The following is a 16,735-nucleotide window of genomic DNA, read 5'->3' as shown; positions in this document are numbered from 1 at the left end:
GCGGACAGCACGACGGCCCGGCCCGTGGAGGGAGCCGGGCCGGGGCCGCCGGTCAGCGTGGTGCCTGCACGCCCGCGGAGCGCGGGTCGGCAGCCACCTCGCTGTCGCCGTGCGCTGCGGGTCAGCGGCGCGCGGCGGAGCGGCCGGCGAAGCGGGTGTAGACGAGCAGGACGATGATCGCTCCGATGATCGAGCCGATGATGCCGGCGGGCTGGAAGAAGCCGTCCATCGGGTCGTGCTGGAAGATCAGGAAGCCGAGGAAGCCGCCGACGAACGAGCCGACGATGCCGAGCACGATGGTCATGCCGATGCTGATGCTCTGCTTCCCGGGGACGATGAGGCGGGCCAGCGCTCCTGCGATGAGTCCGACGACGATGAGGCTGATGATGAGACCGAGCATGGCGGTCGTCCTTCCGTTGTGCGGGCGGGGGCCCGCTGATCGGTTCCGCGGTTGCGGGACCGGTGGCTACGCAACCACCCCGGAGGAGGCGGCGGTACACCCCTGGGGGTGTGCTCGCCCCGACGGGCCGTGCGGTAGCGTCCGACCATGACCCGCCGTGCGCCCCTCACCGTCGCGCTCGTCGACGACTACGACGTCGTCCTCACGGGCCTCGCGCACATGTTCGACCACTACCGCGACCGGGTGGTCGTCGCCGAGATCGACGCGAACGCCTCCCTCTCCGATCGGATCGACGTCGTCCTCTACGACTCGTTCGCCCAGCCGGAGTCGGACCACCACGAGATCGCGGAGCTGGTGCGCAACGAGCGGGCCGAGCACGTGGTCGTCTACACCTGGAACTTCGCGCCGACGCTCATCGCGGACGCCCTCGAGCAGGGCGTCCACGGCTACCTCTCCAAGACCCTGCCGGCGCGGGAGCTGGTGGCCGCGCTCGAGCGGGTGGCGGCGGGCGAGGTCGTCGTCAGCGATCCTCCGCGGCGGGCGGGCAGCGCACCGGGCCTCGACTGGCCGGGCCGCCACGAGGGCATCACCGACCGGGAGTCGGAGATCCTCGCGCTCATCACGCAGGGCAAGAGCAACGCCGACGTCGCCGCGCTCACCTACCTCAGCCCCAACACGGTGAAGTCCTACATCCGCAGCGTCTACGGCAAGATCGGCGCGACCAGCCGCACGCAGGCCGTCCTCTGGGGCGTCGACCACGGCTTCACCCCCGACCACCACCGCATCGACCACTGGCTCGGCGGCCCCTGACCCGCGCCCGCGGGACGCCGCACCGGTACGCGACCCGCCGACGAACGCGCACCCGGGAGGCGTCTCGCGGGAGGGGGGGGCGGGGGCGCACGCACCGCTACGGTGTGGCCATGCCCCTCGACCGCGCGCCGACCATCCGCGACGTCGCGGTGCGGGCCGGAGTGTCGTACCAGACGGTCTCGCGGGTGCTCAACGACAGCCCCCAGCTGCGGCCGCGCACCCGGGAGCGCGTGCTCGCCGCGATCGAGGACCTCGGCTTCCGCCCCAGCGCCGCCGCCCGCGCCCTGGCGACGAGCCGCTCCGGCCTGATCGGGATCCTCGCCGCCGAGAGCCACAGCTTCTACGGCACCGCCACCGCGATGGCCGCGATCGAGCAGGCGGCGCGCGACGCGGGCTACCGGGTCCCGGTCGTGAACGCGGCGCCGGACGCGGAGTCGCTGGCCGACGGTCTCGCCCACCTGCAGCGGGAGTCGGTGGAGGCGATCGTGGTCCTCGCCCCGCAGGAGCGCGCGCTGGAGGCGATCGAGAGCCTCGCGATCGGCGTCCCCTCGGTGACGCTCGGCGCGACGGACCGCGGCGCCGACTCCCTGCTCCTCGTCGACCAGGCGGCCGGAGCGCGACTGGCGACCGAGCACCTCGTCGGCCTCGGCCACACCCGCATCGCGCACCTCGCCGGTCCGCAGCACTGGGTGGAGGCGCAGGCGCGGCTCGAGGGCTTCGGCGCCGGGATGAGCGCGGCCGGCCTCGACCCCGTCGCCGTCGTGGAGGGCGACTGGAGCGCCGAGTCCGGCTACCGCGCCGGCCTCCGCCTCCTCGGAGCCGCGCTTCTGCCGACCGCGGTGTTCGTCGGCAACGACCAGATGGCCCTCGGACTCCTGCACGCCTGCACCGAGCGGGGACTGCGCGTGCCCGAGGACCTCAGCGTCGTCGGCTTCGACGACGTCCCCGAGGCGGCGCACTACCAGCCGCCGCTGACCACCATCCGCCAGGACTTCGCGGAAGTCGGCCGCCGCACGATCGGCGTCGTGCTCGCGGAGCTGCGCGGCGAGGAGCCCGCCGTCGGCCGCCCGGTGCCGCCGGTGCTGGTGGAGCGGGCGTCGACGACTCAGGCCTGAGCAGCACCGGCCCCCGCCTCACCCCGCGTGCGGCAGCAGCACCTCCACGCGCCCCTCGCGCACCCGAGTCTGGAACCGCGGCTGCGGCGAGGTGGCCGGCCCCCGCAGCACCTCGCCGGTCTCGAGCGAGAAGGCGCTGCCGTGCCACGGGCAGGCGACGCACGCCTCCCCCGAGCCGTCCGCCGAGACCTCGCCCTCGTCGAGCGGGCCCGAGAGGTGGCTGCAGACGTTCGAGAGCACGTCGATCCGCTCGCCCCGCCGGAAGGCGAGCAGGGGGAGGCCCGCGACCTCCCTCCTCACCGGCGTGCGCTCCGGCAGGTCCGCCAGGGCGCCGAGCTCCTGCCAGCCCGAGGGGAAGCGGTGCGGCACGTCCTCCGCGTGGTTCGCCCCCGCCGCCTGCCGGTAGCTGAGGTGGCCGCCCAGGTAGCCGCCTCCCGAGACGACGGCGAGCCCGAGCATCCCGAGCACCTTCCCGCTCGTGGTGCGCCCGCGGCGGCGCTGCACCCACGACGCGGCGTAGAGGCCCGTCGCGACCACGTTGGCCGCCGAGTGCACCAGCCCGACGCGGGTCTGCTGCTCGTGCAGCTCCGACCAGTCGGTGAAGCCGGAGGCGGCGGTCGGCAGGACGCTGATCACGCCGACGCCGACGAGGGTCCTCGCCGCCCGCTGGTTCCCCGGCAGCAGGTCGAGCACCGCCGCCGACACCCAGGCGCCGGTGGGAACGAGGACGAGCAGCGGATGGACGGGGTGGCCGACCGGGACGCCGTGCAGCACGTCCCGCACCGGCTGCGGCCGGACCACCGCGTTCACGGCCCGCTTCACCCGGCCGACGAGCGGATCGAGGGCGGCGGCGTTCTCGAGGCGGGTGACGAGTCTGACGAGTCTGATCTCACGCATGCCTCATGCGACCAAGCGGGCGGCCCCGGCGGAAGGGGCTTGCGGCGGAGGAGGAGCAGTCGGACCCCGTCGGGCGGCCCCTCGCTTGCCGACCCCGAGCCGTTTCGCCTACGCTGACCCGGGGCTTTGTGAACGGTCACATCGCCCGAGCGAGGAGCATGATGGACCAGCGCAGGCCCACCCCCGCCGACGTGATCACGAGCGGCGCCACCGCCCTCGGCATCGAGCTCGGCTCCACCCGGATCAAGGCGTGCCTGGTCGACGCGGCCGACCCGTCCGTGGTCCTCGCCGTCGGCAGCCACGAGTGGGAGAACCAGTTCGTCGACCGCCGCTGGACCTACTCCCTCGACGCCGTCCACGCGGGCCTCCAGGCCGCCTACGCGGACCTCGTCGCCGACGCCTCGTCGCGCCACGGCGTGCAGCTCTCCTCCGTCGGGGCGCTCGGCGTCTCGGCGATGATGCACGGCTACCTCCCCTTCGATGCGGACGGCGGGCTGCTCGTCCCCTTCCGCACCTGGCGCAACACCAGCACCGGCCCCGCGTCGGCCGAGCTCACCGAGCTGTTCGGCGCCAACATCCCGCTGCGCTGGTCGCTCGCGCACCTGCACCAGGCGGTCCTCGACTCCGAGCCGCACGTCGAGCGGATCGACTTCCTCACCACCCTCGCCGGCTACGTGCACTGGCGCCTCACCGGCGAGAAGGTCCTCGGAGTCGGCGACGCCTCCGGGATGGTCCCGACCGACCCGGCGACCCGCGACTACGACCAGCGCGTCGTCGACCTCTACGACGAGCGCGCGGCCGGCGCCGTGAAGCCGCTGCGCGAGCTGCTGCCCGCCGTGCTCCCCGCGGGCGCCGACGCCGGCTCGCTCACCGCCGAGGGCGCGCTCCTGCTCGACCCCACCGGCTCCCTCCGACCCGGCGCCCCCGCCTGCCCGCCCGAGGGCGACGCCGGCACCGGCATGGTGGCGACCAACTCCGTCGCCCCGCGCACCGGCAACGTCAGCGCCGGCACCAGCATCTTCGCCATGGTCGTCCTCGAGGGCCCACTGGAGAGCGTGCACCACGAGCTCGACCTCGTCGCGACCCCCGCCGGCGACCTCGTCGCGATGGTCCACTGCAACAACGGAGCCAGCGAGCTCGCCGGCTGGGTCGGCCTGTTCTCGCGGTTCGCCGCCGCGTCCGGCGGACCCTCCGACAGCGACGCCGTCTACGGCACCCTCTTCGCCGAGGCGCTCGAGGGCGAGGCGGACGCGGGCGGACTGCTCGCCTACAACCACCTCGCGGGCGAGCCGATCGCCGGCCTGGTCGAGGGCCGCCCGCTCGTCGTGCGCACCCCCGACTCGCGCCTCACGCTCGCCAACTTCATGCGCGCGCAGCTCTACGGCGTGTTCGGCACCCTGGCGCTGGGCATGCGCGTCCTCGCAGGCGAGGGCGTGCGGATCGACGAGATGTTCGCGCACGGAGGCATGTTCCGCACCGCCGGGGTCGCCCAGCGCTTCCTCGCCGGCGCGCTCGACGCCCCCGTCTCGGTCGCCGCGACCGCCTCCGAGGGCGGCCCGTGGGGCATGGCGGTGCTCGCCGCCTACCGCCTGCAGAGCGGAGTCGCGCTCGACGCGTACCTCACCGATCAGGTCTTCGGCGACTCCGGCTTCGAGACCGTCGCCCCCGACGCGGACGACGTCGCCGGCTTCTCCGCCTACCTCGAGCGCTACCGCGCCGGCCTCGCCGTCGAGCAGACCGCCGTCGAGACCCTCACCGACCCGCAGAACCAGGGAGCCACCGCATGACCACCCAGACCCCCGCCGTCGAGGAGGCGATCGCCCGCGTCCGCGAGGACGTCGCGCGGCTGCACTCCGAGCTCGTCCGCTACGGCCTCGTCATCTGGACCGGCGGCAACATCTCGGGCCGCGTGCCCGGCGCCGACCTCTTCGTGATCAAGCCCAGCGGCGTCTCCTACGACGACCTCGCGCCCGAGAACATGATCCTCTGCGACCTCGACGGGAACGTCGTCCCCGGCACCCCCGGCAGCGACCGCAGCCCCTCCAGCGACACCGCGGCCCACGCCTACGTGTACCGCGAGATGCCCGAGGTCGGCGGAGTCGTGCACACGCACTCCACCTACGCGACCGCGTGGGCGGCCCGCGCCGAGTCGATCCCCTGCGTCATCACCGCGATGGCCGACGAGTTCGGCGGGGAGATCCCCATCGGCCCGTTCGCGATCATCGGCGACGACTCCATCGGCCGCGGCATCGTCGCGACCCTCAGCGGCCACCGCTCGCGCGCGGTCCTGATGCAGAACCACGGCGTCTTCACCATCGGCAAGGACGCGAAGGACGCCGTCAAGGCGGCCGTCATGGCCGAGGACGTCGCCCGCACCGTGCACCTCGCGCGCCAGGGCGGCGAGCTCGTCCCCATCCCGCAGGAGTCGATCGACGCCCTGTTCGACCGCTACCAGAACGTCTACGGACAGAACCCCACCGGAGCCATCGCATGAGCGTGTACCAGAGCATCATCCCCGACCTCGCCACCCGCACCGTCTGGTTCCTGACCGGCAGCCAGGACCTCTACGGCGAGGACACCCTCCGCCAGGTCGCCGAGCAGTCGCAGGCCGTCGTCGCGCAGCTCAACGAGGCGAGCGCGATCCCCGTGACCGTCGAGTGGAAGCCGGTGCTGAAGAGCTCCGACGCCATCCGCCGCACCATGATCGAGGCGAACTCCGACGACTCCGTGGTGGGCGTCATCACCTGGATGCACACCTTCAGCCCCTCGAAGATGTGGATCCACGGCTTCGACGCGCTCGCCAAGCCGCTGCTGCACTTCCACACCCAGGCGAACGTCGCCCTGCCGTGGCAGGACATCGACTTCGACTTCATGAACCTCAACCAGGCCGCGCACGGCGACCGCGAGCACGGCTACATCCTCAGCCGGATGAGCGTGCCCCGGAAGACCGTCGTCGGCCACGCGAGCGACGCTCGCGTCACCGAGGCCATCGGCACCTGGTCGCGCGCGGCCGCAGGCTGGTCCGCCTCGCAGAGCATGAAGGTCGCCCGCTTCGGCGACAACATGCGCAACGTCGCCGTCACCGAGGGCGACAAGACCGAGGCCGAGATCCGCCTCGGCGTCAGCGTCAACACCTGGGGCGTGAACGAGCTCGTCGAGCGCGTCGACGCCGCCACCTCCGAGCAGATCGACGCCCTCGTCGCGGAGTACGTCGAGAGCTACGACGTGGTCCCCGAGCTGCTCCCCGGCGGCGAGCGCCACGAGTCGCTCCGCTACGGCGCCGCGGTCGAGATCGGCCTGCGCTCGTTCCTGGAGGAGGGCGGCTTCGAGGCGTTCACCGACAGCTTCGAGGACCTCGGCGGGCTCCGCCAGCTCCCCGGACTCGCCGTGCAGCGCCTCATGGCGGACGGCTACGGCTTCGGCGGCGAGGGCGACTGGAAGACGGCCGTCCTCATCCGAATCGCCGCCGTCATGGGCGCCGGCCTCCCCGGCGGCACCAGCCTGATGGAGGACTACACCTACGACATGACGCCCGGCGAGGAGCTCATCCTCGGCGCGCACATGCTCGAGGTGTCGCCGTCCCTGTCGTCGAAGCGCGCCTCGCTCGAGATCCACCCGCTGGGCATCGGCGGCCGCGAGGACCCGGTGCGCCTGGTCTTCACCGCCGACGCCGGACCCGCCGTGGTGGTCGCCCTGAGCGACGTCCGCGAGCGCTTCCGCCTGGTCGCGAACAAGGTCCAGAACGTCGAGCCGCCCCAGACGCTCCCGCACCTGCCCGTCGGCCGAGCCGTCTGGCAGCCCGCCCCGGACTTCGGCACCAGCGCCGCCGCCTGGATCACCGCCGGTGCCGCGCACCACACGGTCATGACGACGCAGATCGGCCTGGAGGCGTGGGAGGACTTCGCCCGCATCGCCGGCGTCGAGCTCCTGGTGATCGACGAGTCGACCACCCTCCGCGGCTTCGAGTCCGACATCCGCTCGAACGCGGCGTACTACCGCCTCTCCCAGGGCCTGTAGATCCTGCGAGGCCGGACGGCCGGCTCCCTGCGGGGGGCCGGCCGTCCGTCGTTCCCGGCGAGCCGCCGGGTCGGGGCGGGGGCCCGCCGCCGAGACCGGCCTGGATCGCGTCCGCGATCGAGGGCGGATCGCCCTCTCCGGCCCGTTCGGCGCCCGCTGCAGCGTCCCGGCCCCGGTTGCGGACGCGCTCGCAGCACGACGGAGGCAGGGAGGCCCGGACGGCCCTCGCGGGCAGTCGGTCCTTCCGGCCTCCGGGATGCAGGCGTACGGCGGGCGGTCAGTCGCGCGAGGTCGAGAACGCCGCGTCGAAGGCGTCGGCCGGCGGCGTGATCGCGTTGAGCTTCCGCACGAAGGCCAGGGCCTCGGGGGCGCCGTCGAGGCGGTCCATGCCGGCGTCCTCCCACTCGACGCTGGTCGGGCCGGTGTAGCCGATCGCGTTGAGCGCGCGGAACACCGGCTCCCACGGAACGGCGCCGTGCCCGGTCGAGACGAAGGTCCACCCGCGGCGCGGGTTCGCCCACGGCAGGTGCGAGCCGAGGACGCCGTTGCGGCCGTCGAGGTTGGTGACCGACTCCTTCACGTGCACGTGGAAGATGTGGTCGGCGAAGTCGAGCACGAACGCGACGCTGTCGAGCTGCTGCCAGACGAAGTGCGACGGGTCGAAGTTGAAGCCGAACGAGGCGCGGTGGCCGATCGCCTCGAGGGTGCGCTTGGCGGTCCAGTAGTCGTAGGCGATCTCGCTCGGGTGCACCTCGAGCGCGTAGCGGACGCCGACCTCCTCGAAGACGTCGAGGATCGGGTTCCAGCGGTCGGCGAAGTCCTGGTAGCCGGCGGCGATCCACTCGTCGGAGGCGGGCGGGAACATGGCCACGCCCTTCCAGATCGACGAGCCGGAGAAGCCGTTGACCTGCGTCACGCCGAGCGCGGCGGCGAAGCGGGCGGTGTCCTTGAGGTCCTGGGCGGCGCGCTGCCGGACGCCCTCGGGGTCGCCGTCGCCCCAGACGCGGTCGCTGAGGATGTCGCGGTGGCGCTCGTCGATCGGGTCGTCGCAGACCGCCTGGCCGGTGAGGTGGTTCGAGATGGCGAAGACCTGGAGGCCGTTGCGCTCGAGGATGTCCTTGCGGCTCTGCACGTACTCCGCGTCGTCCCAGCGCGCCACGTCGATGTGGTCGCCCCAGCAGGCGATCTCGAGGCCGTCGTAGCCCCACTCCCCCGCGAGGCGCGCCACCTCCTCGAACGGGAGGTCGGCCCACTGGCCGGTGAAGAGGGTGATCGGTCGCGTCATCGCGGATTCCTAACTCTCGACTCCCGCGCGCCGTCGCACCGGGAGAGGTAATTTGAGGGTTCACGCAACATATCAGGCACTCCCGCGAGCCCGAAAGGAACCGATCATCGCCCCGATCGCCGGCGCACTGTCGCGCACGCCCACCCTCGTCACCGCCACTGCGGCCCCGACCTGGGAGGAGGGCCTGATCGTCGGCAGCGGCCGCGTCGGCGCCGTGGTGCACGGCCCGGCCGACGCGCTCACCGTCTCGCTGGCGCACGAGCGCTACTTCCTCCCCGTCAACGCGCGGCCCGCCGCCCCGGACCTCGCCCCGGTGCGGGACGAGCTGCGGAGTGCCCTGCTGGCCGGGGACGCCGACGCGGCGAGCGACCTGCTCGAGCGCGGGGCGCGGGCGAGCGGCTACGACGGCGGCCTGATCTGGACCGATCCGCTCGGGCTGTGCGCGACGCTGTCGATCCGCACGGCCGGCGGGGTCGCGTCGAGCCGGCGCCTGCTCGACCCGCTGCTGGGCGAGGTCGCGGTCGAGTGGACCGACCTCGACGGCGGGCGGCACGCGGTGCGGCTGATCGCTCCGCACGGGGGCGAGAGCGTCCGGCTGCGGGTGGAGTCGGAGCGCGACGGCGAGAGCACGGTCGAGCTCGGGCTGGGCGCCGGGGACGCGACCTCCTTCGACACGGGCGTGCCGGACGCGTCGGCCGTGGTCGAGGCGACGGTCGAGGGCGGTGCGGTCGGGCGACTGCTGGCCGTCGCCGGGACCGGGAGCGCCGAGACCGGGGGCGAGCGGATCCGCGCGACGGTCACCGCGGCGACCGGGGCGCCGTGGGACGTGGAGGGCGTCGTGACCCGCTCGACGGTGCCGGTCGCGGCCGGGGCGGGCGCGCTCCTCCGCGTCGATCTGTCGATGGCGGGCGGCGAGCCGACGGGCCGGGAGCGTGCGGGCGGCGAGCCGACGAGCGGCGACGCCTCGTGGGCGGAGCTGCGCGAGGCCCAGCGCCACGGGCACGGCCGGCTGGTCGGCGCCTCCTCCCTCGATCTCGCCGGAGCCTCCTCCGCGGTGCTCACCGAGGACCTCTGGGAGGAGGCCCGCGCCGGCGACGAGGGCGCGCGCCGCCGCGTCGTCGAGCTCGCGTACCTCAGCGGCCGGGCCAACATCGTCGCGTCGACCGGCGAGCTGCCGCCGACGCTGCAGGGCGTCTGGCAGGGCACCTGGCGGCCGGCCTGGTCGGCCGACTACACGCTGAACGGCAACGTGCAGAACGGCGCGATGGCGGGGATGATCCCGACCGGCACGCCCGAGCTGGCGCTGTCGATCCTGGAGCTGGTGCTGCCGCACCTCGACGACTACCGCGAGAACGCGCGCCTCGTCTACGGGGCGGAGGGGATGCTCCTGCCGTCGCGGATGTCGACCCACGGCCGCGCCGACCACTTCGCGGCGAGCTACCCGCACCTCTTCTGGACGGGCTGCGGCGGCTGGGTGCTGCGCCTCGCCGCCGACGCCGTCGCGGCCACGGGAGACCGCGGCATCGTCGACGACCGGCTGTGGGAGCTGGCCGAGGGCGTGCTGCGCTTCGCCGAGACCGGGACGACCGTGGTCGACGGGGTGCGCCGAATCGTCCCCTCCTATTCCCCCGAGAACACACCGGGTGGTGCGCGCTCGCCGATCGCGGTCGACGCGACGACCGACGTCGCCGTGCTGCGGGACGCCGCGCGGGCGACGGCGCTGCTCGGCCGGGCCCGCGGCGACGACTCGCTCGACGAGCGCTGGGCGCGGGTGGTGGCGGAGCTGCCGGAGTACCGGGTCGCCGAGGACGGCACGCTGGCGGAGTGGATCGACCCGCGGTTCGCGGAGGAGATCGCGCACCGGCACGCGTCGCAGCTGTACCCGCTCTGGTACGCGGGCGACGCGGCCTTCGAGGGCCCCGGCGCCTCCGCGGTGCGGCTGCGGGCCGCCGCGGCGGCGACGGTGGCGGCGAAGATCGCGTGGCGGGCCGAGGCGCCGACCGCTCCTCCCGGGCGGATGGAGATGGCGTTCGGGCTGGTGCAGGTGGGCGTCGCGGCGGCGGCGCTGGGTGACGGGGAGGCGGCGCTGACCTGCGCGGAGTGGCTCGCGGTCGAGCACTGGTCACCGACGCTGACGACCCGGCACGACGCGGGGCGGATCTTCAACCTCGACGCCAGCGGCGGACTGCCGGGGCTCGTGGCGGCGATGCTGCTGGGATCGGATGACGAGACGCTGACGGTGCTGCCGGCACTGCCGTCCGCGTGGGCGCGGGGTGCCGTGACGGGGCTGCGCGCACGCGGCGGGGTGGTCGTGGACCGGCTGGAGTGGTCGCCGGGGCGGGCGTCGCTGTGGGTGCGGCGGGTGCCGGGCGCGGAGTGGCTGGCACCGGCGGGCGGGACGCGGGTGCGCACGCTGCGCGACGCGGTGCTGCGGGTCGACGGGCGCGAGGTGTCGAGCGGGCTGGAGCTCGGTGCGGAGGCGGTGCGCGTGGACGTGGAGTGGCGCGGCTGAGGGCACTGCGGAGGGTACGGCTGCAGCACGCGGAACGGGCTCCGGTACGCCGACGGAGGCGGAGCAGCGCACCGGGTGTCGTCCCGGCCGGCCGCCGGACCCGCCGTGCGGCTACGTCGACGTGAGGACGAGACGCGAGCCGGATGCGGTGGGTGGGGTCGGGTCAGCTCCGCGAGTGCCCGTAGCGGTCGTAGACGCGGTTGCGGGCCGCCCGCTCGGCGGCGGGCAGGCGCTGCGCGTCGCCGATCTCGTAGACGCCGAAGGTGTCGCGCAGGCGCGAGGCCGGGTCGACCTCGACGAAGGTGCACCAGGGCAGCCAGTGGTGGTGGCTGCGCAGGGTCTGGGTCGCGAAGTCGCCGCTCTCGTGGCCGAGGCCGGGCATCGCGTAGCCGATGCTGCCGTCGACGTCGGTCGACTGGCGGGTGTTGCGGTGCAGGAACTCGGCGAAATCGAGGTAGTGCTCGTCGCCCGTGATCAGGTGCAGTCGGTAGTAGCTGTACGAGCAGGCCGCCATGTAGACGTCGGCGCCGCCGCCGAGGGTGATGATGCTCTGTCCGCTGATCGAGTACCGGTTGAAGGGATGCGCCCAGGGCGCGCGGACCGGGAAGGACCACGCGTAGGTCCAGGTCTCCGTGTAGTCGGCGGCGCGGACGGCGCCCTCCAGCCAGCGCGGCTCCTCCGTCAGGTCGTACAGCGCGAGGAAGCCGAACAGCCCGTAGATGCCCGCCTCCTTGTCCTGGATGTCGGCGTTGTCGCAGGTGCCGCCGCGGTACTCCAGCGTGCGGTGGATGTTCGCGAACGACCACTCGCCGGCGCGCACGGCGGACGCGCGGTAGCGCCCCTCCCCCGTCACGAGGTGCAGCTGCACGAGGAAGCGGATCACGCTCGGGGTGTTCGAGCGCGAGTCCATCCGCACCGAGCCGTCGGCGTTGTAGGCGCGGTGGAAGCTGCCGTCGGCGTCCTGCACGACGAGCAGCCAGTCGGCGGTCCGCCGGCAGAACTCGAGCCAGAGCGGGCGCTCGTCGCCGAGGTCGCGCAGGTGCAGGTAGGCGTCGAGGATCGCCTCGACGCCGTCGGCGAGCATCCGCAGGTAGTGCGGGTACGGCTCGAAGCCGCCGAGCGAGGGGTTGAAGCACATCCGCGGCGGGCCCGACTCGGGCAGCGCGGTCCGCGCCCAGAAGTCGACGATGCCGACGCCCTGCTCGAACGCCTCCGGCACGCCCTCGCGGTCGCCGTAGCGCAGCAGCTGGTAGCCGATGCCGGGCTGCTGTCCGACGAAGCCGAACTGGAAGGAGACGCTCGAGACGTCGAGATCCGGCAGCTGGCAGGCGAACGGCAGGCCCCAGGAGTCGCCGTAGCGGCGGGTGAGGCGCTGGAGGATCGCCATGCCGTGGTGGAAGTGCCGCTCGTTGTCGACCTCGAACAGGTCGTCGCGCAGGCGCGCGTAGGCGCTGCGCCAGGTGGCGCGCATCATCGTCGCGAAGTCGTCGTGGCGGCCGAGGTCGACGGCCACGGCGTAGCGCTGGCGGAAGCCGACCTCGACCGGGTGGTTCACCCGCTGCAGGGCCTTCGGGGCGGCGTCGTAGTCGAGGCCGGAGTAGGGGTTGTCGATCGGGCGCTCGCCGTCGGCGCCCGGGTGGACGTAGTCGATCGACAGGCCCGCGGGCGGCACGTCGAGCGGGGTCCGCACGCCGAAGCCGTAGTAGAGGTAGTTCAGCGTCGTGCCCTGCGGGCGGCTCAGGCCGATCGAGCCGACGGTGCACTCCGGGTCGGTGAAGTTCTCCGAGCGGACCACGTCCAGGCGCGGCCGCGTCGCGTCGGCCGCCCAGCGCGAGAGCGCCACGGTCTCGCCGGTCGCGAGGCTCTGCGCGGCGAACAGCGGCAGCGCGTAGTGCGTCTCGGTACGCCAGAAGTACTCGCTGCCGGGGTCGCGGCCCATCGCGTCGGCGGGCCCGAAGGCGTTGTCGCGGTACCAGGCGCCGGGGGCGAAGCACTCGTAGTCGCGGAGGTCGTCGGACCCGGTCAGCCCGAGCGAGACGGCGGTGGAGAAGCCGAGGTCACCACCGGCCGCCAGCACCTCGACGTCGCGGTGCACGGAGAAGCCGTCGCCCGCGACGCGCCAGACGTCGGTGACGGCGAAGGACGACCCGGAGCGGACGGTGATCGTCCCGCTCGCGGTGATCGCCCCCTCCGACAGCGAGACGTCGTCGTAGGGCGCGCCGGAGTACTCGCTGATCGCGGCGACGGTCTTGACCGTGACGCGCAGCGGCCGGTCGTTCGCGTAGAGGACGCGCTCGCCCTTGAGCACCTCGAGGCCGCCCGCCTCGACGCGGAGGGTGTAGTCGCCGGAGCGCAGTTCCACGGTGATTCCTTCCCGGAGGGTCATCTCAGCTCTTCTCGTCGTGCGCGCGGGGGCCGGCCGATCGGGCGGCCCCGGCCGGCTCGTCCTCGAGCCGCTGCGCCCCGGGATCGAAGCGCCGCGAGCCCGGCCGGAACAGCAGCGCCACGCCGCCCTCGACCAGGCCCGCGAGCAGCAGCAGGATCGCGAACGGGATCAGCGAGATCTCGGCCCACGCGCCCATCACCGGCATCACCAGTCCGGCCGCCGTGAAGCTGACCGTGCCGAGGATCGCCGTGACGCTGCCCGCCTCGCTCGACGGGCCCTGCAGCGAGAGGTACTGCACCGGGGCGAAGCCGAGCGAGCGGCCGGCCAGCGCGAACGTCAGCGCGCCGACGACGACGAGCAGCGGCTGCGTGCCGGTGAGCGCGAGCACCGCGACCACGACGGCGCCGAGCGCCGTGACGATCGCCGAGGCGAACATCGCGAACCGGGGTCCGAACCGCGGCACGATCACCCGTCCCGTCGTCTGCCCGACCGCGATCGTCACGAGCGAGGTGACCAGGAACAGCAGCCCGTACAGGTCGGGACCGACCGCGTAGACGTTCGTGTAGAGGAAGGGAGCGGTCGCGAGATACGCGAAGCCGACCGACCAGCCCGCGGCCGAGGCGGCGGCGAGCGCCAGCACGCGCGGCCGGCGGAGCATCCCGAAGGAGTTGCGCAGCGACGGGCCGAGCCCGCCCTGGTGCCGCCGCTCGCGGGGCAGCGTCTCGGGCAGCACCAGGAGCGCGATCACGGTCGCGAGCGCTCCCCAGGCGGCGACCGCGAGGAAGGAGCCGCGCCAGTCGATCACCTTGGTCAGCTGCGCGCCGACGGAGGGCACCAGGATCGGGAAGACCGAGACGATCACGGCGAGGTTCGCGAGCATCGTGACGAGCCGCTTGCCGCTGTAGAGGTCGCGGACGATGGCGGTGACGACGACGCCCGCGGCGGTGCAGGCGGCGCCCTGGACGAAGCGGGCCGAGAGCAGCACGGCGGTGTCGGAGGTCATCGCCGCGACGAGGCTCGCCGCGATGTGCAGCGCCGCCGAGACGCCGAGCGGCCACTTGCGGCCGACCGCGTCGCTGAGCGGTCCGGAGATGAGCTGGCCGGCCGCGAAGCCGAAGGTGGCGCCGGTGACGACCAGCTGGGCGGTCGCCACCGAGACGCCGAGATCGTCCTGCAGCGTCGGCAGGAACGGCAGCACCAGGTCGATGGTGAGCGGCCCGAAGCCGACGAGCATCGCGAAGATCGGCAGCAGGAGGCGGCCGCGGGGCATCGCTTGGACGGCGGGGGAGGCGGTGGAGGCGGTCATGAGCGCGGAGCGCAGGTCACGGAGGAGATCCTGTCCATCAGCTCCCGGCCGAGACCGGGAAGTAGAGCGAGAAGGGTTCGTCGACGACCTCGTGCAGAGGCCGGAAGCGGACGGCGGCGGGCTGGCCGACGGCGCGGTAGCCGCGCAGCCACTGGGTCCACTGCCGCTCGTTGTCGGGGGCGAGCAGGGCGGGGGCGTCCTCGAGGCGCCCCCGCAGCGCGATCTCGCGGTCGACGAGGCCGGCCAGCACGATCGGGCCCTCGACGAAGGCGACCGTGCCCGGCTCGTCCGGGATCGGCACGGCACGGATCTCGGTGCCGAAGGCGAGGTCGACGCTCGTGCGGCCGCCGGGGTGCCCGATCAGGAGCGCGCCGTCGCCCGCCCGGACGCGCTCGGCGTCGCCCGCGACCCCCGGCTCGCCGACGGTCCACTCCGGCACCCGCAGCCGCACGTGCAGCGCGACCCCCTCCTCCGAGACGATCTCGACCCGGATCCGCGAGGCGGTGGGGCGGTGCACGTCGCCCGCGGCACCCGCGTTGGCGTCCGGGCCGACGTAGCCGGCGGTGTCGAGCACCTCGACCCGCACCGCCGCGTCGCCGGCGGCGGTCGGCAGGCGCAGGCTCGCGTCGACGTGCTGCGCGATCGTCAGCTCGGCGTCGCCGCCGCGGTAGAAGACGAGCCCGGAGTGGCGCGTGTGCGCCTGCACCAGCGTGCCGTGGCAGCACCAGAAGTCCTCGGTCGGGCTGCCCCAGTCCTTGCGGGCGCCGCCCTCGAGCGGCAGGAAGTAGGCGACCATCCCGGTCCGCGGGTTCTGCTGGGCGAGGAGGCCGTTCCAGAGGTTCCGCTCGATGTAGTCGGCGTAGGCGAGGTCGCCGGTCCAGCGCAGCAGCACGTCGGCCAGCCGGATCATGTTGTAGACGACGCAGTGCTCCTGCGTCTTCTCGCCGCGGCGAGCGGCGAACGCGAAGGGCGGCGTCCAGATCTCGCCGGAGGTCTGACCGCCCGTGCAGAAGGTGCCGCGGAGGGTGACCGCCTGCTCCCAGTAGGCCTCGACGATCCTCCGCCAGCGCTCGTCGCCGGTGACCTCGTAGGCGCGGGCGGCGCCGAGGACCTCGGGGATCGTGGTGTTGGCGTGCATGTTGGTCAGCACGTCGCGGCCCTCGAGCAGGCCCTCGAAGAGGGAGCGGCGGTCGTAGCGGCCGAGCAGCTCGGTGTAGACGGGGTCGCCGGTGATCGCGAGGAGGTCGGCCCAGACCTCGAGCATGCCGCCGGTCTCGACCTCGAGGATCTCCTGGAACGCGGCGTCGTCGAATCCGCGGACCCACTCCAGCAGCGGGACCGTGGCGGCCCGCGCCATCCGCAGCGCCCGCTCGTCGCCGAGGTCGAGGTGCAGGTCGACGAGGCCCATCAGCAGCTTGTGCATCGCGTACTGCGGCGCCCAGATGGGGCGGCCGGTCGCGAGGCGGTCGAGGTAGCCGCGCGGGATCGCCCAGATCCAGCCGCCGCCGTTCTCCTCCTGGCAGCGCTCGAGTCCGTCGAGCACGGAGTCGATCCGGACGCGCAGCAGCGGGTCGCCGGTGACCGCGACCTCGCGGGCCGCGGCGGAGAGCCAGTGGCCGAGGAAGTGCCCGCGCAGCTGCGAGCCCGGCGTCTCCCAGCCCCAGTGCCGGTCTAGGCCGCGGGCCTCGCGCGAGTCCTGCGAGGGGTGGAGGTGCCAGCCCTGGTCGCCGATCCCGGCCTCGATCAGGAAGTTCTGCAGCAGCCCCTCGTCGGTGAGCGAGAGGAGGTAGTCGCGGTTGAGCCGCCGCCGCGCGTCGAGCACCCCGCGCTCCAGGCGGGTCTCGTGCGGGGCCGGGTGGGTCAGCGGCATGGGTGCTCCTCGTCGAGGCGGTGGGTGGTGGGGATGAGCGGCGCGAGCGGTGGTCGATCGGCGCGGGTCGATCCGCGCGGTGGTCCATCCGACCGAGGGTCGAGATCGATCTCTCGCTGTACTCAGACCAGGATCGA

12 protein-coding genes are annotated in these 16,735 nt (G+C 73.7%); 6 read left to right on the top strand and 6 right to left on the bottom strand.

Annotated features, from left to right (window positions below; genetic code table 11):
• Nucleotides 1-121: 121 nt before the first annotated feature.
• On the bottom strand, nucleotides 122-400 hold the full coding sequence (locus C5C29_RS05435) for a GlsB/YeaQ/YmgE family stress response membrane protein (RefSeq protein ID WP_104225042.1): 279 nt from the start codon (nucleotides 398-400) through the stop codon (nucleotides 122-124).
• 147 nt (nucleotides 401-547) lie between these two features.
• Here C5C29_RS05435 and C5C29_RS05430 point away from each other — a divergent pair, with 147 nt between their 5' ends.
• Together C5C29_RS05430 and C5C29_RS05425 are read left to right on the top strand one after the other, a co-directional pair.
• On the top strand, nucleotides 548-1,210 hold the full coding sequence (locus C5C29_RS05430) for a response regulator transcription factor (protein ID WP_104225041.1): 663 nt from the start codon (nucleotides 548-550) through the stop codon (nucleotides 1,208-1,210).
• Between the two features lie 110 nt (nucleotides 1,211-1,320).
• Nucleotides 1,321-2,325 carry a LacI family DNA-binding transcriptional regulator gene (locus C5C29_RS05425; protein WP_104308079.1) on the top strand — a complete coding sequence of 335 codons (1,005 nt, stop codon included), beginning with the start codon at nucleotides 1,321-1,323 and terminating at the stop codon, nucleotides 2,323-2,325.
• Nucleotides 2,326-2,343: 18 nt separating this feature from the next.
• On the opposite strand, the gene C5C29_RS05420 is transcribed toward C5C29_RS05425, so the two are convergent.
• Complete coding sequence (locus C5C29_RS05420) at nucleotides 2,344-3,222, bottom strand: Rieske 2Fe-2S domain-containing protein (RefSeq protein ID WP_104308061.1); 879 nt, start codon at nucleotides 3,220-3,222, stop codon at nucleotides 2,344-2,346.
• 161 nt (nucleotides 3,223-3,383) lie between these two features.
• On the opposite strand from C5C29_RS05420, the gene C5C29_RS05415 reads away from it, so the two are divergent.
• From C5C29_RS05415 to araA, 3 genes are read left to right on the top strand one after another with little or no spacing between them, the layout of a single operon-like run.
• A complete protein-coding gene (locus C5C29_RS05415; RefSeq protein ID WP_104248018.1) occupies nucleotides 3,384-5,009 on the top strand; it encodes a xylulokinase in 1,626 nt (541 codons plus the stop codon).
• Entirely contained in the window at nucleotides 5,006-5,716 is a 711-nt protein-coding gene (locus C5C29_RS05410; protein WP_104224687.1) for an L-ribulose-5-phosphate 4-epimerase, read from the top strand. Before C5C29_RS05415 ends, C5C29_RS05410 begins: the two co-directional genes overlap by 4 nt.
• Nucleotides 5,713-7,239 (top strand): L-arabinose isomerase, encoded by a 1,527-nt coding sequence (gene araA, locus C5C29_RS05405; RefSeq protein WP_104233641.1) that lies wholly within the window; start codon nucleotides 5,713-5,715, stop codon nucleotides 7,237-7,239. The genes C5C29_RS05410 and araA overlap by 4 nt, the downstream gene beginning before the upstream one ends.
• Before the next feature lie 277 nt (nucleotides 7,240-7,516).
• Here araA and C5C29_RS05400 read toward each other — a convergent pair whose 3' ends face one another.
• Nucleotides 7,517-8,524, bottom strand: coding sequence for a sugar phosphate isomerase/epimerase (locus tag C5C29_RS05400; RefSeq protein WP_104226056.1), 1,008 nt, complete (start codon nucleotides 8,522-8,524; stop codon nucleotides 7,517-7,519).
• Nucleotides 8,525-8,576: 52 nt separating this feature from the next.
• Here C5C29_RS05400 and C5C29_RS05395 point away from each other — a divergent pair, with 52 nt between their 5' ends.
• On the top strand, nucleotides 8,577-11,036 hold the full coding sequence (locus C5C29_RS05395) for a glycoside hydrolase family 95-like protein (RefSeq protein WP_104308060.1): 2,460 nt from the start codon (nucleotides 8,577-8,579) through the stop codon (nucleotides 11,034-11,036).
• A gap of 163 nt (nucleotides 11,037-11,199) precedes the next feature.
• Here the strand turns inward: C5C29_RS05395 and C5C29_RS05390 are convergent, their stop codons facing one another.
• The 3 genes from C5C29_RS05390 to C5C29_RS05380 are packed head-to-tail and all read right to left on the bottom strand — an operon-like array spanning nucleotide 11,200 to nucleotide 16,598.
• Nucleotides 11,200-13,398, bottom strand: a complete 2,199-nt coding sequence (locus C5C29_RS05390; protein ID WP_104308078.1) for a hypothetical protein — start codon at nucleotides 13,396-13,398, stop codon at nucleotides 11,200-11,202.
• Between the two features lie 25 nt (nucleotides 13,399-13,423).
• Nucleotides 13,424-14,728, bottom strand: coding sequence for a multidrug effflux MFS transporter (locus tag C5C29_RS05385; RefSeq protein WP_104308059.1), 1,305 nt, complete (start codon nucleotides 14,726-14,728; stop codon nucleotides 13,424-13,426).
• Nucleotides 14,729-14,765: 37 nt separating this feature from the next.
• Nucleotides 14,766-16,598: a beta-L-arabinofuranosidase domain-containing protein gene (locus C5C29_RS05380; protein WP_181128755.1), complete on the bottom strand. Its 1,833-nt coding sequence runs from the start codon at nucleotides 16,596-16,598 to the stop codon at nucleotides 14,766-14,768.
• Nucleotides 16,599-16,735 lie beyond the last annotated feature (137 nt).

The sequence above is a fragment of the Rathayibacter sp. AY1H2 genome (assembly GCF_002931985.1).
In the GTDB taxonomy this organism is placed as follows: domain Bacteria; phylum Actinomycetota; class Actinomycetes; order Actinomycetales; family Microbacteriaceae; genus Rathayibacter.
Note: the sequence above shows the minus strand (reverse complement) of the source record. Positions and strands in the feature narration are given on the sequence as shown.